This window comes from Enterobacter genomosp. O, assembly GCF_001022965.1.
Classification (GTDB): domain Bacteria; phylum Pseudomonadota; class Gammaproteobacteria; order Enterobacterales; family Enterobacteriaceae; genus Enterobacter; species Enterobacter cloacae_L.
Genome location: NZ_LECZ01000025.1, coordinates 705,612 through 732,525, shown reverse-complemented (window position 1 = coordinate 732,525; position 26,914 = coordinate 705,612). Strand labels below are relative to the sequence as shown.

Sequence of the window (26,914 nt, the reverse complement as noted above, 5' to 3'; positions counted from 1 at the left end):
CCATGCTGAATATTACAAATCTGTACGCCGATTACGCCGGGAAGCGCGCGCTGGAGGACATCAACCTGACGCTGGACAGCGGTGAGCTGCTGGTGGTGCTGGGCCCGTCCGGGTGCGGGAAAACCACGCTGCTGAATCTGATCGCCGGGTTTGTCCCTTATCAGCATGGCACCATTCAACTGGAAGGCAAAAAGGTGGAAGGCCCGGGCGCCGAGCGCGGCGTGGTCTTCCAGAATGAAGGGCTTCTTCCCTGGCGCAACGTGCAGGAAAACGTGGCGTTTGGGCTTCAGCTTGCGGGTGTCCGCCGCGAACAGCGGCTGGAAACCGCACGAGAGATGCTCAAAAAAGTGGGCCTGGAAGGGGCGGAAAAACGGTTTATCTGGCAGCTTTCCGGCGGCCAGCGCCAGCGCGTCGGGATTGCCCGCGCGCTGGCGGCAAACCCGCAGCTGTTGCTGTTGGATGAGCCTTTCGGGGCGCTGGATGCCTTCACACGCGAGCAGATGCAAACCCTGCTGCTGCGCCTGTGGCATGAGACGGGCAAGCAGGTGCTGTTAATTACCCATGACATCGAAGAGGCGGTATTTATGGCCACCGAACTGGTGCTGCTCTCGCCGGGGCCGGGTCGCGTGCTGGAGCGCCTGCCGCTGAATTTTGCCCGCCGGTACGTCGCGGGGGAACCCGTGCGCAGCATCAAATCCGATCCGCTGTTTATTGAACAGCGTGAATACGTCTTAAGCCGCGTGTTTGAACAACGGGAGGCTTTCTCATGAGCATCGTCTTCAGTGAAAAAACGCGCCGCACGCGCCTCGCACTGCGCTGGCCGTTTTCTCGTCAGATAACCCTCAGCGTCGGCACGCTGCTGGTATTGCTGGCGGTGTGGTGGGCGGTTGCTGCCCAGCAGTGGGTTAGCCCGCTGTTTCTGCCGCCGCCGGGACAGGTGCTGACCAAACTCATCACCATTGCCGGGCCGCAGGGCTTTATGGACGCCACGCTCTGGCAGCATCTTGGCGCAAGCCTGACGCGCATTCTGGTGGCGCTGCTGGCGGCGGTGGTTATCGGTATTCCGGTCGGCATCGCGATGGGGCTAAGCCCGACGGTGCGCGGCATCCTCGACCCGCTGATTGAGCTTTACCGCCCGGTGCCACCGCTGGCGTATCTGCCGCTGATGGTGATCTGGTTCGGCATTGGTGAGACGTCAAAAATCCTGCTGATTTATCTGGCGATTTTTGCCCCGGTTGCCATGTCGGCGCTGGCAGGCGTGAAGAGCGCCCAGCAGGTGCGGATCCGCGCGGCGCAGTCGCTGGGTGCCAGCCGCACGCAGGTGCTACTGTTCGTGATTTTACCGGGTGCGCTACCGGAGATTTTAACCGGACTGCGCATCGGCCTTGGCGTGGGCTGGTCCACGCTGGTGGCGGCAGAGCTGATTGCCGCCACGCGAGGGTTAGGGTTTATGGTGCAGTCGGCGGGAGAATTTCTGGCGACTGACGTGGTGCTGGCAGGGATTGCGGTCATTGCCGCGATCGCCTTTGGATTAGAACTGGGGCTGCGCGCGTTACAGCGCCGTCTGACGCCCTGGCATGGAGAAATACAATGAGTGAACGTCTGACCATTACCCCGCTGGGGCCGTACATTGGCGCGCAGGTGTCGGGCCTGGATGTGACCCGTCCGCTGAGCGATAACCAGTTCGAGCAGCTGTACCACGCGGTGCTGCGCCATCAGGTCGTTTTCCTGCGCGAACAGGCGATCACCCCGCAGCAGCAGCGCGCACTGGCCCTGCGGTTTGGCGATCTGCATATCCACCCCGTCTATCCGCATGCGGAAGGCGTGGAGGAGATTATCGTTCTGGACACCCACAACGATAACCCGCCGGACAACGACAACTGGCACACCGACGTGACCTTTATTGAGACGCCGCCCGCCGGGGCGATTCTTGCGGCGAAGCTGCTGCCGGAAACCGGCGGCGATACGCTGTGGGCCAGCGGCATTGCGGCGTATGAGGCGCTCTCCGCGCCGTTCCGGACGCTGCTAAGCGGGCTGCGCGCAGAACACGACTTCAAAAAATCGTTCCAGGAATATAAGTACCGCAAGAGCGAAGAGGAGCATCAGCGCTGGCAGGAGGCTGTCGCGAAACACCCGCCGCTGCTGCACCCGGTCGTGCGGACCCATCCGGTCACGGGCAAGCAGGCGCTGTTTGTGAACGAGGGGTTCACGACGCGCATTGTGGACGTGACGGAAAAAGAGAGTGAGGCGCTGTTAGGTTTCCTGTTCGCGCATATCACCAAACCGGAGTTTCAGGTGCGCTGGCGCTGGCAGGAGAACGATCTGGCGATCTGGGATAACCGCGTGACGCAGCACTATGCGAATGCGGACTATCTGCCGCAGCGCCGGATTATGCAGCGGGCGACGATTTTGGGGGATAAGCCTTTCTTTCGTGCGGGTTGATCCCCTCACCCTAACCCTCTCCCCAAAGGGGCGAGGGGACCGCCCGGTACGGTTTTCACCCTCTCCCTTTTAGGGAGAGGGCCGGGGTGAGGGTATTAAATGCACCTCAATATACCGCTGATAGCGGTTCGCCTTCAGGTAACACAAATCCACCAGCACCAGCCCGTCGACGCAGTCGTTGAAGGCCGGGTCGCTGCCAAAATCAATAAACTGCACGCCGCCGGGTTCACACAGCTCCGAATATTGCTTGTAGAGCGGCGGAATGCCGCAGCCAAGATTGCCGAGCAGGGATTTCAGCTTCGTCAGGTCGTCCACGTAATCCACTCCGCCAAACTGCGCAAGAACGTCCGGCAGCGATGCCGGATACGGCTGGCGCGAGGCGGCGAGCGGATGGCTTGCCGGGAACCACAGGCGGTAAAATGCGACCAGTAGATCCCGCGCGGCAGGCGGTAAGCCACCGGAAATGGAGACCGGGCCAAACAGGTAGCGATAGTGCGGATAGCGCGCCAGATAAGCCCCAATGCCGGACCACAAATAGTCCAGGCCGCGGCGACCCCAGTAGCGCGGCTGAATAAAGCTGCGCCCCAGCTCGATGCCGTGTTCCAGAACGTCCTGCATTTTATCGTCGTAGTGGAACAGGCTATAGCTATATAACCCTTCCAGACCCCGACGCTCAACCTGGCTGGCGGTGGGCATAAAGCGATACGCGCCGACGATCTCCAGATCCTCATCATCCCAGAGGATCAGGTGCAGATAATCGTCATCGTAGCGGTCGGTGTCCCGGCGTTTGCCGCTCCCTTCCTCCACCGCGCGAAAGGCAATCTCGCGCAGACGGCCCAGCTCGCGCAGCAGCGGGGCATCTTCCTGACCGTTGCGCTGCCACAGATAGATGGTTTTACCGTCGCTGGTTTTGCCCAGGCACTCGGCCTGCGCCAGCGCGCGTTTCAGCGTGGCGCGGTCTTCCGGGCGGGCAATGGCGCACTGGGTTTTAAAGATGCCAGGCACTCCCTTGCCAAGACGCATCACGTGCTGACGGCACTGCTCGGCCATCTCACGCGACGAAAGGGTGGCGCTATGCCAGTTATGCCACGCAATCTGCTGGCCGATTTTAATCGGAAGCTGGCTGTGGCGGCGGCGGAACATTTGCTGCATCAGCAGCAGCAAGGACAGCGTCGGCGACACCAGCGTGCTGGCATAAAAAAGCAGGCTGTTATGCGCCTGAATATGCACAGGCAGCAGCGGGGTGCGCAGCTTGCTGGCGAGTTTGATAAAGCCGGAGTGCCATTTCTTATCGCGAATGCCCTTGCGCGTGGGGCGAGAAACTTCGCCTGCCGGGAAGAAGATCAGCACGCCCGCGTTTTGCAGATGCCGTTCCATCTGGAGCAGGGACGATTTCGCCGTCCTGCCGCCCATATTGTCCACGGGAATAAACAGCGAACTGAGAGGCTCAAGGTGGGTCAGCATCCGGTTGGTCACGACTTTAACGTCGCGCCGCACGCGGGAGACAGCGTACATCAGCGCCAGCCCGTCCAGCGTACCCGTAGGGTGGTTGGCAATAATGACCAGCGGGCCATGTTCGGGGATTTGTTCGAGATCGCGAGTGGAAACGGTGCAGAGAATATCAAGATGTTCCAGAACTTGCTCCACCATATCCAGTCCTTTCAGGTGGCGGTGTGCTGCGGCAAACTGCTGAAACTCGTCTTCGTAAAACAGTCTTTTTAACAGACTTTTTTGCCAGGGTGCAGGCCTCGCCTGAGGCCAAAGATCGTCGAGAACGCTATCGAGGCTAAACATGGTCACTCCTCCTGCCGTCTTGCCCAGACAGTCGAAGGAGGAGATGTCGGTTGTATTGCAGTTTGGTGAAGATTAGCGGAGGATTTTCTTCTCAGCCAGATCCAGCGCGAAGTAGCTGAAGATCAGATCCGCGCCGGCGCGCTTGATCGCCCCCAGGCTTTCCAGGATCACTTTCTCTTCGTCAATCGCACCGGCCAGAGCAGCGAATTTGATCATCGCGTACTCGCCGCTGACCTGATAAGCCCCCAGTGGCAGCTCGGTGCGCTCGCGGATGTCGCGCAGGATATCAAGATACGCGCCAGCTGGTTTCACCATCAGGCAGTCTGCGCCCTGGGCTTCATCAAGCAGGGATTCGCGGATCGCTTCCCGGCGGTTCAGCGGGTTCATCTGATAGGTTTTACGATCGCCCTTCAGTGCCGTACCGGCAGCTTCGCGGAACGGGCCGTAGAAGGAGGAGGCGAATTTGGTGGAGTAGGACATGATGGCGGTATCGGTAAAGCCCGCCGCATCCAGCGCCTGACGAATCGCCTGAACCTGTCCGTCCATCGCGGCAGAAGGCGCAATGAAATCCGCACCGGCAGCGGCCGCAACGACAGCCTGCTTGCCAAGGTTAAGCAAGGTAGCATCGTTATCCACGCCGTGATCGCACAGCACGCCGCAGTGGCCGTGAGAGGTATATTCACAGAAGCAGGTGTCTGACATCACCACCATTTCCGGCACGGTCTCTTTGCAGATCCGCGACATGCGGGCGACGAGGCCATCTTCTTTCCACGCATCGCTGCCGGTGGCGTCGGTATGGTGAGAAATGCCGAAGGTCATCACCGAGCGGATCCCCGCGTTGGCGATACGTTCGATCTCGCGTGCCAGATGCTTCTCCGGAATGCGCATTACGCCCGGCATGGCTTCGATGGCCTTATAGTCATCAATCTCTTCTTCGACAAAAATCGGCAACACCAGATCGTTTAAGGTCAGGGTTGTCTCTTCAAACATGGCGCGCAGTGCAGGTGACTTGCGCAGGCGGCGGGGGCGTGCAATTAAATCGGTCATGGTATGCCTGATGTTTGTGGAACAAAGAAGGCTAGTGTACCTCAAAGTGGAGGCTGTGGTTTTACGAAATCAGGCTTTTTGTTTTTGCAAAATGCGGCAGGTCAGGCTTTATCTCATGAATATATAATTCAGGGAAGTATCACTCTGAAAGAGCGATGAGATATTCGCGCTATTTCTATATTAAAGATGATATATCATTAAAAATGATCCATTATCTTTTGTTATATCTTTCGCATGGCTTTCCTCGTATTTTAAGCTTCTGTTTTGATAATGTTTATTTGTAGGGGTTTATAGTTTCGTGGTTTCAGAGTGTTATTTGTCTGGATACGGACTTAATGGAAACATTCATTGAACCTTTTCGAAATGAAAATGCATAATTCCCTCCGCAATTAAATATTGCCAAATGATTTGATGGACAAACTTGCTTACGTCCCTGAGGAGGGATGACCCAATGCAAACATGGAAAAAGAAACTGGTTGTATCTCAACTTGCATTAGCCTGCACCCTGGCTATCGCTTCTCAGGCCAATGCGAAAGATATTTCTGGTACGACATATAATACTTTTGGATATGATAATACCGCTTCTACGCCCTGGTATTATGGTTATGCTGACTGGAATTACTCCGGTGCCAGTCATGACGGTGATATTTACCCGGTGATTAATAAATCCACCGTGAATGGTGTTATTTCAACGTATTATCTGGATGATGGTATCAATGGTCGGGCGAATGCATTAAACATTTCCAACAGTACCATTAATGGCATGATTACGTCAGAGTGCATGACCACCACATGTGCTGACGGCCTGGATACTGACGGCACCAATCATTCGCAATACGATCGCTTTAGCCTGACCGTCGATAATTCCACCATTAACGATACGTACGAGCATTATGCGTATGATGTCGTGAATGGGGAAAACACGGAAAAACACTATCTGGACACATATGGTCTGGGTAATGCGATTACCCTGGATGTGGAATCAGATATTGTTATCCAGAATAATTCACACGTCGCCGGTATAACCCTGACGCAGGGTTATCAGGAGCTGGATAATACCCCGTACGACGGTGTTGAAGGCGTAGCCAATAGCAGCAACGTCTTTACCGACACGCTGTTGGTGAAAGATTCTGTACTGACCTCTGGCGCCTACAGTGATTTAGGCACCAGCGGCTTCTACGGCCAAACCGCGAAACCGAGCGATTACGGTGAAACCAACGCAACAGCGGCAGATGATGCGGCGCTGATTGTGGCCGCTGGCGCGTCTGATAACGCGATGCAAACGACCGCAATGTTTGATCACTCCACCGTGACTGGCGATATTCTTTTCTCCAGCACCTTCGACAACAACTTCTACCCGAACGGTGACCCGGCAACCGATACCACTCAGGATGGCGTGTATAACCCAACCACCAACGGCTGGGACGGCACCGATAAGCTGGATGTCACCCTGACCAACGGCAGCAAGTGGGTGGGTGCCGCGCAGTCCAGCGTCGAGGCTATCGGCACGGCGCAGATGTATGGCCTGGGCTACAGCAACGTAGACTGGAGTAGTCTGTCCCCTAACAGCATTTGGCCGGATTCCACCTATGACAGCAACGGACACGTTGCGGGGGAAGCGGTGTACCAGAGCGGTCTGTTTAACATCGCGCTGGATAACGGCTCTGAGTGGGATACCCGCAAGGTATCTAACATCGACGCGCTGACGGTAAACAACCGTTCTCAGGTCAATGTTGAAAACTCTGGCCTGCTGGCGGATACCATCACCCTGACCAATGCCTCATCATTGAATATTGGTGACAGCGGTGGCGTGGCGACCGACCATCTGTATCTGGACAGCTATAGCCGTGCTGCCCTGACGGAAGAAACGGCCGAACTGTATGCTAACACCATCACCGTGGATAACGGTGCAGAGCTGGCGCTGGGGCTGGGTCAGGTTGATACGCACAATATGGTACTGACCGATGGTGGTGTGCTGAACGTTGCCAGCCGTGATTACGTGTTGAACAGCGATCTGAACAACGCACGCTATATCACTAACGATATTCACCAGGCTGATTACGACCACGGCGTTGTGGCGATTAACTCTGACGGCCATCTGGCGGTGAACGGTGATGTCGCAGGCAACTACAAAGTCCGTATCGACGACGCGACCGGTGCCGGTTCCGTTGCTGATTACAAAAATAAAGAGATTATCCGTGTCTATGACAATAACGCGGACACCAATGCCAGCTTTACTGCTGCAAACAAAGCCGATTTAGGTGCTTATACCTACCAGGCGAAGCAGCAGGGTGACATCGTTGTTCTGCAGCAGAAAGAGTTGACTGACTACGCCAACATGGCGCTGAGCATTCCTTCTGCCAATACCAATATCTGGAACTTGCAGCAGGATACCGTAGGCACGCGTCTGACCAACAGCCGTCACGGCCTGGCGGATAACGGCGGGGCGTGGGTAAGCTACTTCGGCGGCAACTTCGACGGTGACAATGGCGTTATCAGCTACGATCAGGACGTGAGCGGTATTATGGTGGGTCTGGATACCCAGATTGACGGTAATAACGCGAAGTGGATAGTCGGTGGTGCGGCAGGGTTTGCGAAGGGTGATATCAGCGATCGTACCGGTCAGGTCGATCAGGATAGCCAGACGGCGATGCTCTATGCGTCGGCGAAGTTTGCGAACGATGTGTTCCTCGACAGCTCACTGAGCTACACCCGCTTCAACAGCGATCTCTCCGCTAATATGAGCATCGGCCAATATGTTGACGGCAATACCACCAGCGACGCAGTTGGTTTTGGTCTGAAACTGGGCTATGACTGGAAACCTAACCTCTCTGGCTATGTTACGCCATACGCAGCTGTGTCTGGCCTGTTCCAGTCTGGTGATGATTATCGCCTGAGTAATGACATGCGCATGGACGGGCAATCTTACGATAGCCTGCGCTATGAGCTCGGTGTTGATACGGGTTACACCTTCAACTACGGCGGCGATCAGGCTCTGACGCCTTACTTTAAACTGGCCTACGTCTATGACGATGCCGATAACAGTGCTGACATTAACGGTGACAGCATTGATAACGGCGTGAAAGGTTCAGCCGTACGTGTAGGGCTGGGTACTCAGTTCAGCTTCACCAAAAACTTCAGTGCTTACACTGATGCCACTTATCTGGGCGGCGGCGACGTTGATCAGAACTGGGGCGCCAATGTGGGTGTGAAATATACCTGGTAATGCATAAAAGCGGGGGAGAATATCCCCCGCTTTTTTTTCGATAAAAATAATAGTGAACCGACAAATACGGATGCCTTGAGGTCTGCATGAACGTTAATGCGAAACCACTTTCTGAATTACGCCGGCTCGAACAGTGTCTGATAGCAGCCAGTACGCCTTTTAAATCTGCACCGCAACAATTAATTACCTCCGGCGAGCGTGATGAACCCCGCACTATCGTATTACAAACCGGTGTCATGGAAATCCATCGACATTCAGATGAATTGCTGGTGGGCATTGCGAGGGCCCCTTTTATTCTGGGACTTTCCACGTTGATGATTAACCACTGTCAGGAATACAGAGTGATAGCCAAAACACCCTGCACGGGTTTTTATTTGCCCACTGAAACCACTCGTCAACTGATACAACAGCATGCTCTTTGGAAAGAGGCTTTCTGTTGGTTATCCTGGATAAATCACATTCTTGAAAAACGCGATATGCAGCTGGTGGGAAATAATTCCTACCACCAGATCCGCGCCATGCTGTTGAATATGGCGGAGTGGGATGAAACGTTGCGCTCAAAAATTGGTGTGATGAATCATATTCAACAAAGCACGCGTATTTCACGTTCAGTGGTGGCAGAGGTGCTCGCGGCCCTGCGGCAAGGAAATTACATCAATATGAGCCGGGGCAAGCTGGTCAGCATTAACCGCTTGCCCACGGAATATTAGATTTAGTTAGACGCCGTGAGAACCTGTGCTTTGTTGGCGCTCAGTTCAGCCACTAAATTATTAATACCGTCACTCATATTAACGAAGCGCGTGTGCGGGGAGCGGGTGACCACCACAAACGCGCCCACGTTTGACTGCGGGATCATTGCCATATAGGTAATGAACCCGCCGCCACCGCCAGTTTTCTGAATAATACCCGGACGGCCATTTTTCGGCGCCATATAGACCCAGCCCATGCCGAGCGCATCGGCTTTACCCGGCACGTCCATCCCGATAACGCGGTGCAGCTGAGTACGCTGATAAATCAGGGTCTGCATACGATCGGCCTGGCTGCTGCGAGCGTAGAAATCCGATGAGAGGAACTGCTGCATCCAGCGCATCATGTCGCCAGGGGTGGAATACACTCCGCCACTGCCTACGGCAGCCAGCGTGTTATTACAGGGGCTTGCGCCTTTCTCCGCCACCATCAGGCGACGGCACTGATCCGGGGAAGGGGTAAAGGTGGTGTCTTTCATGCCCAGTGGACGGGTTATCTGCTCTTCAAACAGCTGCGTGTAGGGTTTGCCAGCCGCCGTCGAGAGGGCATCCGCCAGCAGGTCAAACGCCAGGTTTGAATAAGAGGCCTGCGAACCCGGGGCCGCCTTCAGCGTGGCGGTACTCAGGTAGCTCCAGCGCTGGTCGCGCGTTGGCCAGACAAATACGTCACGATGCGCAGCCCCGCCAGGCTGCTCGCGCGGCAGAGCGCTGGTGTGGGTGGCAAGGTTCACAAGCCGGATCGGCGTGCCCTGATATGTCGGAACCCGGGCACCTGGCGGCGCGAATTTGCTGAGCGGGTCGTCGAGTTTCACCACGCCCTGGTCGAGCAGTTTTACCAGCATTTCGCTGGTCATCAGCTTGGTTAAGGACGCGATGCGGATAACGGAATCCAGCTGCGGGTGAACGTTATTTCCTGGGCGCGTTTCGCCAAAGCTGCGGAATACGCGCTGGTTGCCGTCGATGACAACCATCGCCATCCCGGTTGCGCCGCTACCGTAATAGATAAGGTTCGCGTAGCGATCGGCAATGTCTGAAGCTAAAACGGGCGCCGTCAGCGGTTGGGCTGCCTGGGCGGTAGAAAAGCTCACCGCACACAGCGCGGCAAAAGAGAGCAGACAACGTTTCAACGAAAAGCATCCATGAAGTGAATTAGGAAAGTAATGGGTATTTATACTACTAATCGGTACCGTGCAATGCCCGGAATTGCATAACGATAGCGAGAAAAACGTAACCATGGGTAAATATGAACAATTTACTTGCGAGCCATCTCCCATTTTGTGACATCGGGCTTATGATAGGCACCAGTGTCACTCAATCTTACGGAGAACGGTATGTCTGAAAAGCGTGTGGTTATGGTTGTCGATATGCAGAACGGGGTATTTGAAACCCCGCGTCATCAGCGCGAAAAGTGCGTCTCTCTGATCAACCAGCTTACGCAGGCAGCCGACAAGGTGATTTTTATTCAGCATACCGAGACCGGGGGGCTGGAAGAGGGAAGTGAAGGGTTTGCGCTACTGCCTGAACTCAATCAGCTGGCTGACGCACTTTACGTGACCAAAACCGCCTGTGATGCCTTCTATAACACCGCGCTTGAGACGCTGCTGCGTGAGCAGGGCATTCGCGAGTTTGTCATCTGCGGCTGCGCCACCGATTACTGTGTCGACGCGACCATTAAAAACGGCGTCAGTCGGGGCTATCACATCACCGTGGCGGAAGATGCCCATACCACCGCCAATCGCCCGGCGGCTGATGCGCAGATTCTGATTAACCACTACAACGACGTCTGGCGCGACTTCATCGCACCCGCGAATCCTCTTGCGGTGAAACGCACCGAAACAATTCTCAAAAACTGGAAAGCGAACTAATAATCAACCCTCGGGTCTGACCTTTTTGCCTGAGCCGCCAGGCTGGCTCAGGCAGATTTTCGTGTGGTGATGTGTTGTGCACAGCAACAGCCATAACAACAAGAAGGAAGTATTATGTTTAAGTCTTTTTTCCCAAAGCCGGGGCCTTTTTTCCTGTCGGCATTTATTTGGGCACTCATCGCTGTTATTTTCTGGCAGGCGGGCGGCGGCGCATGGCTGACGCGCATCACGGGGGCAACGGGCGATGTACCGATTAGCGCCGCGCGCTTCTGGTCGCTGAGCTATCTGCTGTTTTATGCCTACTACATGGTATGCGTGGGGCTGTTTGCGCTGTTCTGGTTTGTTTATTCTCCGCACCGCTGGCAGTACTGGTCTATTCTCGGCACATCCCTGATTATCTTTGTGACCTGGTTCCTCGTGGAAGTGGGCGTGGCGGTTAACGCCTGGTATGCGCCGTTCTACGATCTGATCCAGACCGCGCTGAGTTCGCCGCACAAGGTGACCATTAACCAGTTCTACCATGAAGTCGGGATCTTCCTCGGTATCGCCCTTATTGCGGTGATCATCGGCGTGATGAACAACTTCTTCGTCAGCCACTACGTTTTCCGCTGGCGTACCGCAATGAACGAACATTACATGGCGCACTGGCAGCACCTGCGCCATATCGAAGGTGCCGCGCAGCGTGTGCAGGAAGACACCATGCGTTTCGCCTCCACCCTTGAAGACATGGGCGTCAGCTTTATCAACGCCATCATGACGCTGATTGCCTTCCTGCCCGTGCTGGTGACGCTCTCCGCGCATGTGCCGGATCTGCCGATTGTTGGTCACCTGCCGTATGGTCTGGTGATTGCCGCAATCGTCTGGTCGCTGATGGGGACGGGCTTACTGGCGGTGGTTGGGATCAAACTGCCGGGCCTGGAGTTTAAAAATCAACGCGTCGAAGCCGCATACCGTAAAGAGCTGGTTTACGGCGAAGATGATGCCAACCGCGCCTCGCCGCCGACCGTCCGCGAGCTGTTTGGCGCCGTGCGTCGCAACTATTTCCGTCTCTACTTCCACTATATGTATTTCAACATCGCGCGTATTTTGTATCTGCAGGTCGATAACGTTTTCGGTTTGTTCCTGCTGTTTCCGTCGATTGTTGCGGGTACGATTACGCTCGGTCTGATGACGCAGATCACCAACGTTTTCGGTCAGGTTCGTGGCTCTTTCCAGTACCTGATCAGCTCATGGACTACGCTGGTAGAACTGATGTCCATCTACAAACGTCTGCGCAGCTTTGAACGCGAGTTGGACGATCGTGACCTGCAGGAAGTCACCAATACATTTAGCTAATACAGGAAGTTGCTATGTCTTTTGCCGTAACGCGCGCGTTACCGTTGTCCTTACTGGCCGCTCTTGTGCTGGCGGGCTGTGCCGAAAAGGGGGCCGCTCCGCTCAAAAAGGGCGAGAAGCCCGTTGATGTGGCAAGCGTTGTGCGACAGAAAATGCCCGCCAGCGTGAAGGATCGCAATGCGTGGGCAGATGCGCTGGCAAAAACTTTTGAAAGCCAAAAGATCGCGCCGACCGAGGAGAACATCTGCTCGGTGCTGGCGGTGGCGCAGCAGGAGTCGATGTACCAGTCAGATCCGGCCGTGCCGGGTCTGAACAAAATAGCCTGGAAAGAGATCGACCGCCGGGCAGAATCCATGCACATCCCGGTGTTCCTTGTGCATACCGCGCTTAAAATCACCTCGCCGAACGGTAAAAGCTACAGCGAGCGGCTGGATTCGGTGAAAACCGAAAAGCAGCTCAGCGCCATCTTTGATGATTTCATCAGCATGGTCCCGATGGGACAGAAGCTGTTTGGCTCGTTGAACCCGGTACACACCGGTGGGCCGATGCAGGTGAGCATTGCGTTCGCGGAGAAACATACCGACGGCTACCCGTGGAAAATCGACGGTACGGTGCGTCAGGAGGTCTTCTCTCTGCGCGGTGGACTGTGGTTCGGCACGTATCATCTGCTGAACTATCCGGCGAACTACAATGAGCCGCTCTACCGCTTTGCCGACTTTAATGCGGGCTGGTATGCCAGCCGTAACGCGGCATTTCAGAGTGCGGTCAGTCGCGCAAGCGGGGTTAAGTTGGCGCTGGACGGCGATCTCATCGCTTACGGCAGCAGCGAGGCGGGAAGCACCGAGCTGGCAGTACGGAAATTATCGACAACGCTTGGCCTGAGCAACAGCGACATTCGCCGTCAGCTTGAGAAAGGTGATAGCCTGGCATTCGAGAAAACGGATCTATACAGGAAGGTGTTTGCGCTCGCAGAGCAGAAAAGCGGGAAAACGTTACCGAGGGCTATCCTGCCGGGGATCCAGCTGGAAAGCCCGAAGATTACGCGTAACCTGACCACTGCCTGGTTTGCTAAACGCGTGGACGATCGCCGGGCACGCTGTATGGGGCTTTAACGGCGACGGCGAAAACGCAGAACTAACGCGACAACGCCCAGAATCATACATCCCGTGAGGAAGGGAATCAGGCCGAACAGGGTGCTGACACCAAAACCAATCTCAACCCGCGGGCGTCCGTTGTCCTGGACCTGCATCAGGTGTTCATAAACGCCCGGCGCATGGACCAGCATATTGAGCAGCTGCGAGCCGGCCCAGAAGCAGAACAGAACAAACAGGGCATAAGCGATATTACCCGCCGTGGAGGTTTTTGGTTTGCCGCCAAAAATCGGTTTCGACAATGTAAAGTCAGCCATAGGACCTCCCGAAATATCACTCTGTTTCAATACGCTTCTAACAGGGTGAGTTTGACAGGTCATCGCATTTGTCAATATCAGAATCGTGGTAATTTACCCGCCGGAATCCTCCTGGATTGTCGAATTCTGCAGCACATCACAATTTCATCACTTAAGTGAAATTGCGTCGCGTTTCAGAATTTCCGTATCTGCCACAGACCTGGCCATAAAACTGTGAGAGGATGTCTTTTTTTCCTGCCGGAGTTGTTATGAAGCTCACGTCCAAACTACGCCGTGACTGGCACTACTACGCCTTTGCTATTGGGCTTATCTTTATTCTGAACGGCGTCGTGGGCCTGCTGGGGTTTGAAGCAAAAGGGTGGCAAACGTATGCCGTCGGGCTGGTGACCTGGGTAATCAGTTTCTGGCTGGCGGGTTTGATTATCCGCCGTCGTCCTGAAGAGACGACAGCGGATGAGGCGGAAGCGGCGAAGAGAGCCGATTAACCGTTTACGGAACTTTTAAGCGCGCTGTCGGCGGCGTGACGCTCCAGCGCCAGTTCAATCAGCCGGGTGATCAGTTCTGAGTAGCCCAGCCCGCTCGCCTGCCACAGTTTCGGATACATGCTGATGTTGGTGAACCCCGGCAGCGTGTTGATTTCATTGATCACCACGTCGTTTTCCGGCGTCAGGAACACATCCACCCGCGCCATGCCGCAGCAGCCGAGCGTCTGATAGGCGCGAATGGCGATCGCCCGGATCTTATCGTTGATTGCCGGATCGATATCCGCAGGAACGACAACCTGAGCGCCTTTGTCATCAATGTATTTGGTGTCGTACGAGTAGAAGTCGCTGTTTAAGACCACTTCGCCGCAGGTGCTCGCCTGTGGGAAATCGTTGCCCAGTACGGCGCATTCAATTTCACGGCCTTTGATACCCTGCTCAACCACCACCTTATGGTCGAACTCAAACGCCAGGCGGACGGCCTCGGTGAACTGTGCTTCGCTTGTCACTTTGCTGACGCCCACGGAAGAACCCTGGTTTGCAGGCTTCACAAACAGCGGCAGTCCCAGCTGTTCGCTGATTTGCGCGAAGCCGTGCTTGTCGCGGTTGGCGCGGGTCAGGGTGACGAACGGCGCAATATTCAGTCCGGCATCGCGCAGCAGGCGCTTGGTGACGTCTTTGTCCATGCAGGCGGCGGAGCCGAGGACGTCCGAACCGACGAACGGCAGGTTGGCCATGCGCAGCATTCCCTGCAGGGAACCATCTTCACCCAGGGTGCCATGTACGATAGGGAAGACAACGTCAATCTGGGCGAGAGCCTGTGCATTGCCGGCGTCGATGAGCTGTCCTTTCACCACGCCCGGTACGGTCGCGACGCTAATTTCCGATGGATTAAGGGCGATATGTGCCGGATCGTGAGCATTAAGCAGATACTGGCTGGCATCGTTAACGTGCCACTGACCCTGTTTATCAATGCCCAGCAGCACCACGTCGAAACGGCTTTTATCGATCGCATCAACGATATTTTTGGCCGATTGCAATGAAACTTCGTGCTCCGCTGATTTTCCCCCAAAGACAATACCTACGCGCTGCTTAGCCATCTCACTCTCTTCCAGTCTGACGAAAAGCCAATAACATACCACGATGCCCGGCGGGTTTCGCGACCTTCTGCCATACTATTTTGGGGAATGTTGAGGGGGGTGAGTGAAAGGAAAAACGCTGCTGACCGTTTTGATTATTGTGGCCATCGCAACGGTGGGTTACCGCTGGTTGCCGCCTGACTACAACCCTTTTATCCCGCTGACGCTTGACGACCCGCCTGGCCGAATCACCCAGTATAAGCTTCGGCGTTTAACCCCCGAGGCGTGCGCCAGCCTGTTATCCCAGGCTAACCAAAGAGATCTTATCCGCACCCAACCGGTGGCTGACAGCGGCGGGGCGTGTCCGCTTAACAATGTCGTGCGCGTGCGTAGCTTCGGCCCGGTCAGCCTCAACGGCAGTTTTCTTGCCAGCTGTTCGCTGGCGCTCAGCTCTGCGCTGTTTATCAGCCAGCAGGCACGGCCGCTGACAAAACGCTATATGGGCAGTGACCTGGTGCGTATCGACCACCTCGGCAGCTATGCCTGCCGCAATATTTACCACCGCCCTGATGCGCGACGCAGTGAACATGCCACGGCAGAGGCGCTGGATATCGCCGCCTTTCGGCTGACGAACGGTGAACGCGTCACGGTGCTAAAAGGCTGGAAGGCGGCCAACACGCAGCCATGGCTAAAGGCAATGCTGGCGGCAAGCTGTGGCTACTACGGGAACGGTCTGGGGCCAGAGTATAACGCGGCGCATGCCAACCACTTTCATCTGGGGATGCGCGGTTTTGGACTTTGCCGCTGAAGCATAATATTCCGCCAGAAAATGGATGATTTGTGACTTATTTCACAAATATGATGACTGGGAAGATAAAACACCAAAGTCATTCAGGCCGCATCTCTGGTGCGACGTCAACACGCGTAACTTGCTAATCTGTCTGCGAATTCGCCTAAAAATGAAGACTATTTCTTTATGGAATCCTGGAAAGTTAATCTCATCTCGGTCTGGTTCGGTTGCTTCTTTACCGGGCTTGCCATCAGCCAGATCTTGCCGTTCCTGCCGCTATACGTTTCACAGCTGGGTGTGACCTCGCATGAAGCGCTTTCCATGTGGTCCGGTCTGACGTTCAGCGTTACGTTTCTGGTCTCCGCCATTGTGTCACCGATGTGGGGCAGCCTGGCCGACCGGAAGGGCCGGAAGCTGATGCTGCTGCGCGCCTCGCTCGGGATGGCGATAGCCATTCTGCTGCAGGCCTTTGCCACCAACGTCTGGCAGCTCTTTTTCCTGAGAGCGGTGATGGGGCTGACGTCCGGGTATATTCCCAACGCCATGGCGCTGGTTGCCTCTCAGGTACCGCGCGAGCGCAGCGGCTGGGCGCTAAGCACGCTCTCCACGGCGCAGATAAGCGGCGTTATCGGTGGCCCGCTGCTGGGAGGCTTTCTGGCGGACCATGTCGGGCTGCGCGCGGTATTTATCATCACCGCGATCCTGCTGGTGGTCAGTTTTCTGGTGACGCTCTTTCTTATCAAAGAGGGAGGCAGGCCCGTTATCAGTAAATCTGAACGCCTCAGCGGCAAGGCCGTTTTCGCCTCGCTGCCTTATCCGGGGCTGATGATCAGCCTGTTCGTGACCACCATGGTTATCCAGCTCTGTAACGGTTCGGTTGGTCCGATTCTGGCGTTATTTATTAAGTCGATGGAGCCGGAGAGTAATAATATCGCTTTTCTGAGCGGCATGATTGCCGCCGTGCCGGGCGTATCCGCGCTGATTTCCGCGCCGCGTCTTGGTAAACTGGGTGACAGGATCGGCACGGCGCGCATTCTGATGGCGACGCTGATCTTTGCCGTCGTGCTCTTTTTCGCCATGTCGTTTGTTACCTCTCCGCTTCAGCTTGGCGTACTGCGTTTTCTGCTCGGCTTTGCCGATGGTGCAATGTTGCCTGCGGTACAGACCCTGCTGGTTAAATATTCCAGCGACCAGGTGACGGGGCGTATTTTTGGATATAACCAGTCATTTATGTATTTGGGGAATGTTGCCGGTCCGCTTATTGGCGCTTCCGTTTCCGCAATGGCTGGTTTTCGTTGGGTATTTGCTGCTACGGCGATTGTCGTTTTAATCAATATTATCCAGCTGGCTATTGCGCTGCGTCGTCGCAGGCAAATGGCGGAGGCGAAATCAGGGAGATAATCGTTTCGCTGATGTATTATATATTCTTATAGTAGCCGCATTTTTATATAACAAAATGCGGCATTTTTTTATAGAAAAACGTTTCGCTGACGGCGTGAGTCGTTTATTTTCGTTCCTGCATCACTTTTGCATACCATAATATATTTCTTCTCTTTGCATAACGGATTCAGAATGCTAACTTCAGACAAAACTGATAAGGAAATAGCACGATGAAAAATCTGATTGCTGAATTGCTGGTCAAGCTTGCACAAAAGGAAGAAGAGTCAAAAGAGCTGGTCGCTCAGGTCGAAGCGCTGGAAATTGTGGTTACCGCGCTGCTGCGGCAGATGGCGAAAACCGATCAACAGGCGTTGATTGAGAGCGTGGAAGGTGCGCTGGACAGCGTCAGGCCTGAATCGCAGGTGCCGGTTGAAGATGCGGAGATGCTCCATCAGTACGTAAAGAAGCTGTTAAGGCATCCGCGCAGCTAAACCGTCACAGGACGTAACGACGTGTCATAGAATTGTCATGCAGGATGCCTATAGTCGCTCTGTTTTTATTTTTATGTATTTGTACATGGAGAAAATAAATTGAAACAGAGCGCACTTTTCATCGCATTACTTCCCCTTTTAATTACCCCGGCCATTTATGCGGACACAGTCCAAACCAGCGTGCTGGATAATCGTGCTGCAAAAGGGGATATCACCGAGCCTGGCGGCGCACGCAGATTGTCGGAAGATCAAACCGCTGCTATTCGCGCTTCGCTGAATGAGAAACCAGCAAAAAACATTATTCTGCTCATTGGCGATGGAATGGGTGATTCCGAAATCACGGCGGCGCGAAATTATGCTGAGGGTGCGGGCGGCTTTTTTAAAGGTATCGACGCATTACCGCTGACCGGACAATATACCCATTACGCGCTGGATAAAAAAACCGGCAAACCTGATTACGTAACGGATTCAGCGGCCTCCGCCACGGCGTGGTCCACTGGCGTGAAAACCTATAACGGCGCGCTGGGCGTGGATATTCACGAAAAAGATCATCAAACCCTTCTCGAGATGGCAAAAGCGGCGGGGCTGGCGACCGGCAACGTCTCTACCGCTGAGCTTCAGGACGCAACGCCTGCGGCGCTGGTGGCGCACGTAACCTCACGCAAATGCTACGGCCCGTCCGTGACCAGCGAAAAATGCCCAACGAACGCGCTGGAAAAAGGCGGCAAGGGATCGATTACGGAACAGCTGCTGAACGCGCGCCCTGACGTGACGCTGGGCGGCGGCGCGAAAACCTTCGCGGAAACCGCTACGGCCGGCGAGTGGCAGGGCAAAACGCTGCGCGAGCAGGCGCAGGCTCGCGGCTATCAGCTGGTGAGTGATGCCACTTCTCTGGCCGCAATAACCGAGGCGAGCCAGGACAAACCGCTGCTGGGGCTGTTCTCCGACGGCAACATGCCCGTGCGCTGGGAAGGACCAAAAGCCTCATATCACGGCAATATCGATAAGCCTGCCGTAACCTGTACGCCTAACCCAAAACGCACTGACAGCGTACCGACGCTGGCGGCGATGACCGATAAAGCGATCTCTCTGCTGAGCAAGAGCGAAAAAGGGTTCTTCCTGCAGGTGGAGGGCGCGTCGATCGATAAACAGGATCATGCTGCCAACCCGTGCGGCCAGATTGGTGAAACGGTCGATCTGGACGAAGCGGTGCAGAAGGCGCTCGCGTTCGCGAAAAAAGACGGTAACACCCTGGTGATCGTCACCGCGGATCATGCGCACGCCAGCCAGATCATCCCGGCAGATACCAAAGCACCGGGCCTGACGCAGGCGCTGAATACCAAAGATGGCGCCGTCATGGTGATGAGCTATGGCAACTCTGAAGAAGAGTCCATGGAGCACACGGGCACCCAGCTGCGCATTGCAGCCTACGGCCCGCATGCGGCAAACGTGGTGGGTCTGACCGATCAAACGGATCTGTTCTACACCATGAAGGCGGCGCTGGGTCTTAAATGATAAAACCCCGGCGGAAATCACATCTGCCGGGTGGTTTTTTTCCCGTCACGAACCAGACTTACAGGGAATGTTCACAAAAGGATGGTGCAATGAAAACAACATTACTGGTTACTCTGCTCTCTGGCCTGTTCATGGTCGCATCGGCGAACGCGGAAGAGAAAACGTTAACGCCTCAACAGCAGCGTATGACTACGTGTAATCAACAGGCCACGTCTCAGAGTCTGAAGGGGGACGCCCGTAAGACCTACATGAGCGACTGTCTCAAAAATGGCGCCTCGAAACCCGCTGAAAAAAGCCTGACGCCGCAGCAGCAAAAAATGCGCGAGTGTAATGCGAAGGCAACCGAGCAGTCCCTGAAAGGGGACGACCGCAGCAAGTTCATGAGTGCCTGCCTGAAGAAAAAAGTGTAGTCCTATCGGGTGAGTGGCTCCGGCGGCTCACCCGAAATTTCATACTTTCCCCGCAGACCCCCTCTCTATAATTTGGGAAAATGTTTCAGAATATTCCCAAAAATGATGAATGATGAAACCTATTACAACAAAAAGCGCATTCGGGAAGAGTGGAATTTAACCCTTTCTCAGGATGATCCTCACCGCGCCGGCATTCAGTTTGCCCGGCGAGTTCGGCTGGCACGCGCTGCCGGGCTGGCGGCAATGTTTTTTCCCATCGCCGGAATGCTGGTCACCCATTTTTTACCCGGCGGCTGGTGGCTTTTACTGGTGGGGTGGTCGTTCATCTGGCCACATTTTGCCTGGCAGTTATCCTGCCGCGCCACGTCGCCTCATCAGCAGGAAATCTTCAATCTTAAGATCGATGCCATTATTGCCGGGCTCTGGATCGGCGTGATGGGAATGAATGCGTTACCTACCGCAGCGCTGCTGATGATGGTGGGGATGAATATGATGGGCTCCGGCGGCTGCCGCCTGTTTATCCCGGGGATAACGTTGACCCTGCTCTCCGGGCTGGTGACGTTGCCGTTCTTCGGCAGGGTGGCTGTCTTCAGCCCCGCTCCCGTGGAGTGGGGCTTCACGCTTCCCGTGTTCGTGCTTTATCCCATGCTCTTTGCCTGGCTCAGCCACCGAACGGCCGTCAGGCTTGCGGAACATAAACGGCGGCTGGAAATGATGAGCACCCGCGATGGAATGACCGGGGTCTTTAATCGCCGGCACTGGGAAATGCTGCTGCGAAATGAATTTGAGAATTGCCGACGCAGCCACATCACCGCAACGATACTGCTGATTGATATCGACCACTTTAAGAACATCAACGATACCTGGGGGCACGATGTGGGCGACGAGGCCATTATTGCCATTACGCGCCAGCTCCAGATGTCGGTGCGTTCAGGCGATGCTATCGGCCGGTTTGGCGGGGATGAGTTTGCGGTGATTATGTCTCAGACCTCGGCGGAAAGCGCCATCGCCGTGATGTCACGGGTGCACGAGCGGTTGGAGAAACTGTCTTTACCGTGCGCGCCAAAAGAAGCGCTGCGCATAAGCGTGGGCGTTGCCCCCTGGGGGCCGCAGTTTGGGCATTATCGGGAATGGCTGAAGGCGGCTGACGTGGCGCTGTACAGGGCGAAAAATGCCGGGCGCAGCCGCACCGAAGTGGCCGCCTGACGCCCGGCTGAGACGATCAGGATTTACTCAGCTTCTCTGATTTTTCCATGCATTTTGTCATCGCTTCAATGACCGCCGAGCGGAACCCGCGCTCTTCCAGCACCCGCACCGCTTCGATGGTGGTACCGCCCGGAGAGCAGACCATATCTTTCAGTTCACCAGGGTGTTTGCCGGTTTCCAGCACCATTTTGGCGGAGCCCATGACGGCCTGCGCGGCGAACTTATACGCCTGCGCACGCGGCATACCGCCAAGCACGGCGGCGTCGGCCATCGCTTCTAAAAACATGAAGACATACGCAGGCGCAGAACCACTCACGCCGACCACCGGATGAATCATCGATTCGGCAATCACTTCCGCCTCACCGAAGCAGCGGAAAATGTTCAGCACATCGGCCACTTCTTCTGAGGTCACCAGCGCGTTAGGCGTCACGGAGGTCATGCCGGCGTTGACCAGCGAGGGGGTATTAGGCATCGCGCGGACGATTTTACGGTCGTGACCCAGCGCGCGGGCCAGCTGATCGAGCGTGACGCCAGCGGCAATCGACACGACCAGCGTCTCTTTGTTCAGGCTGGAGGTGATATCGCTCAGGACTTTGATCATGATGTTTGGCTTGACGGCACCAAAAACGATATCGGCAACCTGGGCCACTTCCTGCGCGCTTTCGGCGGCGTTGATCCCGTATTGATCGCGCAGCGCGGCGACCTTGTCCGGTGACGGGGTATAGACCCAAATCTGACCCGGCAGCACCTGCCCGCTGGCGATCAGACCGCCCAGGATGGCTTTGCCCATGTTACCGCAGCCGATAAACCCGATTTTCTTGTCCATCACGATTCTCCGTCATTGTGCGTTGTTTTCTCTGATTGATAGCTTAACAACGAAATGCAGGCGACAATAGTCGGCAGACTCATTATGGGGAGACAATATGGCGATTTGGGTTGATGCGGACGCGTGTCCGAATGTGATTAAAGAGATTTTGTTTCGTGCCGCCGAGCGCGTCCAGATGCCGATGACGCTGGTGGCGAACCAGAATATTCGCGTACCGCCTTCGCGGTTCATCCGTTCTTTGCGCGTTCCGGCCGGATTCGACGTGGCGGATAACGAAATTGTGCGCCTGTGTAGTGCGGAAGATCTGGTGATCACGGCGGATATTCCGCTGGCTGCTGAAGTGCTGGAGAAAGGGGCAGCGGCGCTCAACCCGCGCGGTGAACGTTACTCGCCTTCGACCATTCGTGAGAAGCTCACCATGCGCGATTTTATGGATACGATGCGGGCCAGCGGCGTGCAGACCGGTGGACCGGACAGCCTGTCCCAGCGCGACCGTCAGCAGTTCGCTGCCGAGCTGGATAAATGGCTGCTGGAAGTGAAGCGCCGCACTGCGTAATGATAATTATTGTCAATTTGTGGTACAGTGTGGCCTCCACAGGGTTGTCATCCCGTACCGCTTTGCAGTAAAGTAATCGCAACATCTTCTGCAATTATTTCTTTACACTCTTCAGCCATCCGGCATCAAGGGGAACACCTGGCTATGACCCAACCCATCTTTTTAGTTGGCCCCCGCGGCTGTGGGAAAACCACCGTTGGCCTGGAGCTGGCACGCGTGTGTCATCGCCAGTTTGTTGACACCGACCACTGGCTGCAAACCGAGGCCGGAAAAACCATCGCCGACATTGTTGAGCAGGAAGGGTGGGAGAGCTTTCGCGCACGCGAAACGGCCGCGCTGAAAGCGGTCACTACGCCATCAGCGGTGATTGCGACCGGCGGAGGCATAGTTCTGGCGGAATGTAATCGTCACTTTATGCGCGAAAAAGGGATTGTGATATATCTCAGCGCGCCGGTGTCGGCGCTGGTCGGGCGTCTGGAAGCGTTTCCTGAAGAGGGGCAACGTCCCGCGCTGACCTCCAGGCCGCTCAGCGAAGAGGTGAGTGAAGTGCTGGCCGAACGCGATGCGTTATACCGCGAAGCGGCTCACCACGTGGTGGATGCATCGGCGTCTCCCGAAGATGTTGTGATTCAGATTATTACCGCCCTGCGTTTGGCTTGTGCAAGCTAACCGGCGTCTATACTTATAGCTCAGACATAAAAAAAGGATGAGCTATGCCAACCAGACCTCCCTATCCGCGTGAAGCGCGCATTGTTACCGTTGAAAAAGGCCAGACGGGTCACACCGTGACCTGGTATCAACTGCGTGCCGATCACCCAAAACCGGACTCGCTGATCAGTGAACACGAGACTGAACAGGAAGCGCTGGATGCGAAACGGCGCTACGAAGATCCCGATAAAACCTGACAGTTTTCCTAAACGCTCCAATATCGTGCCTGAATCACACTTTTTACTCACCGAGAAAGTTAAGCCGGAGTTAATATTTAGTTATTACAAGTAACTCCGGTATCGGCAGGCGATCTTTACATTTCGATGTCGGGATCGCCTGCTACGCTTGGTGCTGTTTTGTTGAAAAAATGAACTGTGCAGCGTAGTGAGCCTGTACCTGTGTGCACGATGTTGGAGTAATGGAAGGCGATAAAGATGAAGGCAACGTTGGCGATCCTCACCATTGGTGTGGTCCCTGTAAGCGAAGTGTTACCGCTCTTAACCGAGCATGTATCTGAACAACAGATAACGCACCTCAGCCTGCTGGGGAAGATGAGTCGGGAAGAGGTCATGGAAGACTACGCTGTAGAGGCGGGGGAGGATCCCCTGGCGACGTTATTAAGCGACGGTAAACTGGCGCATGTATCACGCCAGAAAATCGAGCGCTCGCTGCAGGGCGTGATAGAAGTACTCGATAATCAAGGTTATGACGTTATTTTGCTGATGAGCACCGCGCCCATTAAGGGGCTCATGGCGCGCAATGCGATTTTGCTGGAGCCGATGCGGATCATTCCGCCGCTGGTGGCCTCCATCGTCGATGGCCATCAGGTGGGGGTGATTGTTCCTATCGAGGAGCTCATGGACAACCAGGAGGCGAAATGGCAGGTGCTCGAAAAAGTCCCCTTGTACGCGCTGGCAAATCCGTTCTGGGACAGTGAGGCCAAACTCATTGCCGCAGGGAAGGAGCTGCTGGAGAGAGGGGCTGATGTGTTGATCCTGGACTGTCTGGGTTTCCACCAGCACCATCGTGATTTGCTGCAAAAGGCGCTGGATGTGCCCGTACTGTTATCCAACGTTCTGATGGCGCGCCTGGCCTCGGAGCTTCTGATGTAATGATTTTGCGTGACAGGTGATGAGCATGGCCCCTATAGTGAATTTTTATCTAAAAATATAAGGGCCAGTTCATGCTTCAGAGTAACGAATACTTTTCCGGTAAAGTGAAATCCATTGGTTTTACCAGCAGCAGCACTGGCCGCGCCAGCGTTGGCGTAATGGCTGAAGGGGAATACACCTTCGGCACGGCGGAAGCCGAAGAAATGACGGTGGTGAGCGGCGCGCTGAACGTGTTGCTGCCGGGTGAAACGGAATGGAAAGTTTACGCCGCCGGACAAGTTTTCAACGTCCCTGGCCACAGCGAGTTCCATTTGCAGGTTGCTGAACCGACCTCGTATCTGTGTCGCTACCTGAAATGATTTTTTTCCCTCTCCCCATTGGGGAGAGGGTTAGGGTGAGGGGAGATTATCTCTGCGCTTCGCCGCCGAGACCTTCCACCAGGTTCTGAATCAGCGCGGCCAGCTCGCCAGTCATCAGGATGAAGTCCGCGTCAAAGCGCTGAGCGTAATCTTCCCTGTCGATATCCTCGTTCTGATCGCGCAGCTCGTCGCAGAACTTCAGACGCTTCACGGAGCCGTCGTCGCACATCACGAACTGAATGCGCTGTTGCCAGTCGAGCGCCAGTTTAGTGACCACTTTGCCCGCTTCAATGTGTACCGCGATCTCATCGCTCACCAGATCCTGTTTTTTCGCGCGGATCACGCCGCCGTCTTCCAGCAACGCTTTCAGTTCAGCTTCATCAAGGATCTGGAAACCCTGTGCCGCAGCGCCGCTGCGTACCCACTCGGTCAGCGTTAGCTCAATTGGTGTTTCCAGCGCCAGCGGAACGACCGGTAAAGAGCCGATACTTTTACGCAGCAGGGCCAGCGTATCTTCCGCTTTTTTAGCGCTGGCGCAGTCCACCATGATCAGTCCGTTAACGGTATCGATCCACATCATGGTCTGGCTGAAGCGGCTGAAGGCGCGCGGCAGCAGTGAATGCAGAACCTCGTCTTTCAGCGAATCTTTTTCGGTTTTTTTCAGCTTGCGGCCCTGCTCGGCTTCCAGCTTGAAAATTTTCGCTTCGAGCGCCTGCTTAACCACCGGCGTAGGCAGTATTTTCTCTTCTTTACGGGCGCAGACGATGATTTGACCCGTGCTGCTGGCGTGGGTCAGTGCATCGCTTTGAGAACCCATTGGCGGAACCCAACCGGTTTTTGCCATATCCTGGCTACCGCAAGGGGAAAAGGTATAAGCGGCTAACTGTTTTTCCATCTCTTCTGCACGCAGCGAAACGTCGCGGCTGAGACGGTAAACCATCAAATTTTTGAACCACAGCATGATAATTTCCACGGCCTTGTCGTTAAATCAGCGGGCATGATAACGAATTGTCGCATCGCTTGCATTGCTAATCGGGAAGCGTGCTTCTACTCTGTTGATAATCAAAATAATGAGGAGAGTCTTGTGCGTATTGGGATTGATTTGGGCGGCACCAAAACAGAAGTCATCGCGCTGAGCGAGCAGGGGGAACAGCTGTTCCGCCACCGTCTGCCTACGCCGCGCGATGATTATCACCAGACTATCGAGACGATTGCCAGGCTGGTCGAGATGGCAGAGCAGGCGACAGGACAAACCGGCAGCGTTGGGATGGGGATCCCGGGGTCGATCTCGCCGTATACCGGGGTGGTTAAAAACGCCAACTCGACCTGGCTCAACGGCCAGCCTTTTGATAAAGATTTAAGCGCGCGCCTGAACCGGGAAGTCCGTCTGGCCAACGACGCCAACTGCCTGGCGGTCTCAGAGGCCATCGACGGCGCGGCAGCCGGCGCCCAGACCGTGTTTGCCGTTATTATCGGCACCGGCTGCGGCGCGGGCGTGGCGTTCGGCGGGCGCGCCCATATCGGCGGTAACGGCACCGCGGGCGAGTGGGGACATAACCCACTGCCGTGGATGGATGAAGACGAACTTAAATACCGCACCGACGTTCCGTGCTACTGCGGTAAACAAGGCTGTATAGAGACGTTTATCTCCGGCACCGGTTTTGCGACCGATTACCACCGTCTGAGCGGCCAGCCGCTCAAGGGCAACGAGATCATGCGGCTGGTCGAAGAACAGGATCCGGTGGCCGAGCTGGCCCTGAGCCGCTACGAAATGCGTCTGGCGAAGTCTCTGGCGCACGTGGTGAATATTCTCGATCCGGACGTGATTGTGCTAGGCGGCGGCATGAGCAACGTTGACCGGCTGTACGCCACGGTGCCGAACCTGGTGAAACAGTGGGTGTTTGGCGGCGAGTGTGAAACCCCAATCCGTAAAGCCGTCCACGGTGACTCCAGCGGCGTGCGCGGCGCGGCGTGGCTGTGGCCGGAATAAAAGCAAAACAGCAACGCACGTTGCTGTTTTTAGTGTTTGTTCCCTCTCCCCGTGGGAGAGGGTCAGGGTGAGGCAAGGTAAAAGCAAAACAGCAACGTAAGCTGCTGTTTTTGGTGTTTTTACCCTCTCCCTGTGGGAGAGGGCTAA

Annotated in this window: 28 protein-coding genes; 21 read left to right on the top strand and 7 right to left on the bottom strand. The window is 55.4% G+C overall.

From position 1 onward, the window contains the following. Positions 1 to 2 precede the first annotated feature (2 nt). The 3 genes from tauB to tauD are packed head-to-tail and all read left to right on the top strand — an operon-like array spanning position 3 to position 2,442. Positions 3 to 770, top strand: coding sequence for a taurine ABC transporter ATP-binding subunit (gene tauB / locus ABR39_RS13380; RefSeq protein ID WP_047347327.1), 768 nt, complete (start codon positions 3 to 5; stop codon positions 768 to 770). Further along, positions 767 to 1,594 carry a taurine ABC transporter permease TauC gene (gene tauC / locus ABR39_RS13375; protein WP_047347326.1) on the top strand — a complete coding sequence of 276 codons (828 nt, stop codon included), beginning with the start codon at positions 767 to 769 and terminating at the stop codon, positions 1,592 to 1,594. Before tauB ends, tauC begins: the two co-directional genes overlap by 4 nt. Then, positions 1,591 to 2,442, top strand: a complete 852-nt coding sequence (tauD, locus tag ABR39_RS13370) for a taurine dioxygenase (RefSeq protein ID WP_047347325.1) — start codon at positions 1,591 to 1,593, stop codon at positions 2,440 to 2,442. The genes tauC and tauD overlap by 4 nt, the downstream gene beginning before the upstream one ends. A 69-nt stretch (positions 2,443 to 2,511) precedes the next feature. Here tauD and ABR39_RS13365 read toward each other — a convergent pair whose 3' ends face one another. After that, positions 2,512 to 4,236: a lysophospholipid acyltransferase family protein gene (locus ABR39_RS13365; protein ID WP_047347324.1), complete on the bottom strand. Its 1,725-nt coding sequence runs from the start codon at positions 4,234 to 4,236 to the stop codon at positions 2,512 to 2,514. 72 nt (positions 4,237 to 4,308) lie between these two features. Then, positions 4,309 to 5,283: a porphobilinogen synthase gene (gene hemB, locus ABR39_RS13360; protein WP_025756233.1), complete on the bottom strand. Its 975-nt coding sequence runs from the start codon at positions 5,281 to 5,283 to the stop codon at positions 4,309 to 4,311. A gap of 451 nt (positions 5,284 to 5,734) precedes the next feature. Here hemB and ABR39_RS13355 point away from each other — a divergent pair, with 451 nt between their 5' ends. Together ABR39_RS13355 and ABR39_RS13350 are read left to right on the top strand one after the other, a co-directional pair. Further along, positions 5,735 to 8,509, top strand: coding sequence for an autotransporter outer membrane beta-barrel domain-containing protein (locus ABR39_RS13355; RefSeq protein WP_047347323.1), 2,775 nt, complete (start codon positions 5,735 to 5,737; stop codon positions 8,507 to 8,509). A gap of 86 nt (positions 8,510 to 8,595) precedes the next feature. Further along, positions 8,596 to 9,219, top strand: coding sequence for a helix-turn-helix domain-containing protein (locus ABR39_RS13350; RefSeq protein WP_047347322.1), 624 nt, complete (start codon positions 8,596 to 8,598; stop codon positions 9,217 to 9,219). A 2-nt stretch (positions 9,220 to 9,221) separates the two neighbouring features. On the opposite strand, the gene ampH is transcribed toward ABR39_RS13350, so the two are convergent. After that, a complete protein-coding gene (ampH, locus tag ABR39_RS13345) occupies positions 9,222 to 10,382 on the bottom strand; it encodes a D-alanyl-D-alanine-carboxypeptidase/endopeptidase AmpH (RefSeq protein WP_047347321.1) in 1,161 nt (386 codons plus the stop codon). A gap of 204 nt (positions 10,383 to 10,586) precedes the next feature. Between ampH and ABR39_RS13340 the strand changes: the two genes are divergently transcribed. The 3 genes from ABR39_RS13340 to ABR39_RS13330 all read left to right on the top strand — a co-directional run bounded on the left by ABR39_RS13340 (position 10,587) and on the right by ABR39_RS13330 (position 13,567). Continuing rightward, positions 10,587 to 11,120: an isochorismatase family protein gene (locus ABR39_RS13340; RefSeq protein ID WP_047347320.1), complete on the top strand. Its 534-nt coding sequence runs from the start codon at positions 10,587 to 10,589 to the stop codon at positions 11,118 to 11,120. Between the two features lie 114 nt (positions 11,121 to 11,234). Beyond that, positions 11,235 to 12,455 (top strand): peptide antibiotic transporter SbmA, encoded by a 1,221-nt coding sequence (gene sbmA / locus ABR39_RS13335; RefSeq protein WP_023334663.1) that lies wholly within the window; start codon positions 11,235 to 11,237, stop codon positions 12,453 to 12,455. 14 nt (positions 12,456 to 12,469) lie between these two features. Then, positions 12,470 to 13,567, top strand: a complete 1,098-nt coding sequence (locus tag ABR39_RS13330) for a DUF1615 domain-containing protein (RefSeq protein WP_047347319.1) — start codon at positions 12,470 to 12,472, stop codon at positions 13,565 to 13,567. On the opposite strand, the gene ABR39_RS13325 is transcribed toward ABR39_RS13330, so the two are convergent. Further along, positions 13,564 to 13,863 (bottom strand): DUF2755 family protein, encoded by a 300-nt coding sequence (locus tag ABR39_RS13325; RefSeq protein ID WP_047347318.1) that lies wholly within the window; start codon positions 13,861 to 13,863, stop codon positions 13,564 to 13,566. The two genes, ABR39_RS13330 and ABR39_RS13325, sit on opposite strands and share 4 nt — an antisense overlap. Positions 13,864 to 14,111: 248 nt before the next feature. Between ABR39_RS13325 and ABR39_RS13320 the strand changes: the two genes are divergently transcribed. After that, complete coding sequence (locus ABR39_RS13320; protein ID WP_047347317.1) at positions 14,112 to 14,348, top strand: DUF2754 domain-containing protein; 237 nt, start codon at positions 14,112 to 14,114, stop codon at positions 14,346 to 14,348. On the opposite strand, the gene ddlA is transcribed toward ABR39_RS13320, so the two are convergent. Then, positions 14,345 to 15,445 (bottom strand): D-alanine--D-alanine ligase, encoded by a 1,101-nt coding sequence (ddlA, locus tag ABR39_RS13315; protein WP_047347316.1) that lies wholly within the window; start codon positions 15,443 to 15,445, stop codon positions 14,345 to 14,347. The genes ABR39_RS13320 and ddlA overlap by 4 nt on opposite strands. A gap of 103 nt (positions 15,446 to 15,548) precedes the next feature. On the opposite strand from ddlA, the gene ABR39_RS13310 reads away from it, so the two are divergent. The 6 genes from ABR39_RS13310 (at position 15,549) to adrA (ending at position 21,216) form a co-directional block, all read left to right on the top strand. Continuing rightward, positions 15,549 to 16,232: an extensin family protein gene (locus ABR39_RS13310; protein WP_047347315.1), complete on the top strand. Its 684-nt coding sequence runs from the start codon at positions 15,549 to 15,551 to the stop codon at positions 16,230 to 16,232. Between the two features lie 168 nt (positions 16,233 to 16,400). Further along, entirely contained in the window at positions 16,401 to 17,615 is a 1,215-nt protein-coding gene (locus tag ABR39_RS13305; protein ID WP_047347314.1) for a multidrug efflux MFS transporter, read from the top strand. A gap of 209 nt (positions 17,616 to 17,824) precedes the next feature. Further along, complete coding sequence (gene iraP, locus ABR39_RS13300; RefSeq protein ID WP_024906786.1) at positions 17,825 to 18,085, top strand: anti-adapter protein IraP; 261 nt, start codon at positions 17,825 to 17,827, stop codon at positions 18,083 to 18,085. 99 nt (positions 18,086 to 18,184) lie between these two features. Next, complete coding sequence (phoA, locus tag ABR39_RS13295; protein ID WP_047347313.1) at positions 18,185 to 19,600, top strand: alkaline phosphatase; 1,416 nt, start codon at positions 18,185 to 18,187, stop codon at positions 19,598 to 19,600. A gap of 89 nt (positions 19,601 to 19,689) precedes the next feature. Next, positions 19,690 to 20,010, top strand: a complete 321-nt coding sequence (gene psiF / locus ABR39_RS13290) for a phosphate starvation-inducible protein PsiF (protein ID WP_047347312.1) — start codon at positions 19,690 to 19,692, stop codon at positions 20,008 to 20,010. Between the two features lie 102 nt (positions 20,011 to 20,112). Continuing rightward, positions 20,113 to 21,216: a diguanylate cyclase AdrA gene (gene adrA, locus ABR39_RS13285; RefSeq protein ID WP_047347311.1), complete on the top strand. Its 1,104-nt coding sequence runs from the start codon at positions 20,113 to 20,115 to the stop codon at positions 21,214 to 21,216. Positions 21,217 to 21,232: 16 nt separating this feature from the next. Here adrA and proC read toward each other — a convergent pair whose 3' ends face one another. Continuing rightward, positions 21,233 to 22,042, bottom strand: a complete 810-nt coding sequence (gene proC / locus ABR39_RS13280) for a pyrroline-5-carboxylate reductase (protein ID WP_047347310.1) — start codon at positions 22,040 to 22,042, stop codon at positions 21,233 to 21,235. A 97-nt stretch (positions 22,043 to 22,139) separates the two neighbouring features. Between proC and ABR39_RS13275 the strand changes: the two genes are divergently transcribed. The 5 genes from ABR39_RS13275 (at position 22,140) to ppnP (ending at position 24,777) form a co-directional block, all read left to right on the top strand. Then, positions 22,140 to 22,598, top strand: coding sequence for a YaiI/YqxD family protein (locus ABR39_RS13275; protein ID WP_047347309.1), 459 nt, complete (start codon positions 22,140 to 22,142; stop codon positions 22,596 to 22,598). A gap of 144 nt (positions 22,599 to 22,742) precedes the next feature. Further along, a complete protein-coding gene (gene aroL, locus ABR39_RS13270) occupies positions 22,743 to 23,267 on the top strand; it encodes a shikimate kinase AroL (RefSeq protein WP_047347308.1) in 525 nt (174 codons plus the stop codon). 44 nt (positions 23,268 to 23,311) lie between these two features. After that, positions 23,312 to 23,503: a protein YaiA gene (yaiA, locus tag ABR39_RS13265; RefSeq protein WP_032638425.1), complete on the top strand. Its 192-nt coding sequence runs from the start codon at positions 23,312 to 23,314 to the stop codon at positions 23,501 to 23,503. Between the two features lie 237 nt (positions 23,504 to 23,740). Next, positions 23,741 to 24,418 (top strand): AroM family protein, encoded by a 678-nt coding sequence (locus tag ABR39_RS13260; RefSeq protein ID WP_047347307.1) that lies wholly within the window; start codon positions 23,741 to 23,743, stop codon positions 24,416 to 24,418. A gap of 71 nt (positions 24,419 to 24,489) precedes the next feature. After that, a complete protein-coding gene (gene ppnP / locus ABR39_RS13255; protein ID WP_008503270.1) occupies positions 24,490 to 24,777 on the top strand; it encodes a pyrimidine/purine nucleoside phosphorylase in 288 nt (95 codons plus the stop codon). 46 nt (positions 24,778 to 24,823) lie between these two features. On the opposite strand, the gene rdgC is transcribed toward ppnP, so the two are convergent. Continuing rightward, positions 24,824 to 25,738, bottom strand: a complete 915-nt coding sequence (gene rdgC / locus ABR39_RS13250; RefSeq protein ID WP_023310540.1) for a recombination-associated protein RdgC — start codon at positions 25,736 to 25,738, stop codon at positions 24,824 to 24,826. Positions 25,739 to 25,861: 123 nt separating this feature from the next. Between rdgC and mak the strand changes: the two genes are divergently transcribed. After that, positions 25,862 to 26,767, top strand: coding sequence for a fructokinase (mak, locus tag ABR39_RS13245; RefSeq protein ID WP_047347306.1), 906 nt, complete (start codon positions 25,862 to 25,864; stop codon positions 26,765 to 26,767). Positions 26,768 to 26,914: the final 147 nt, after the last annotated feature.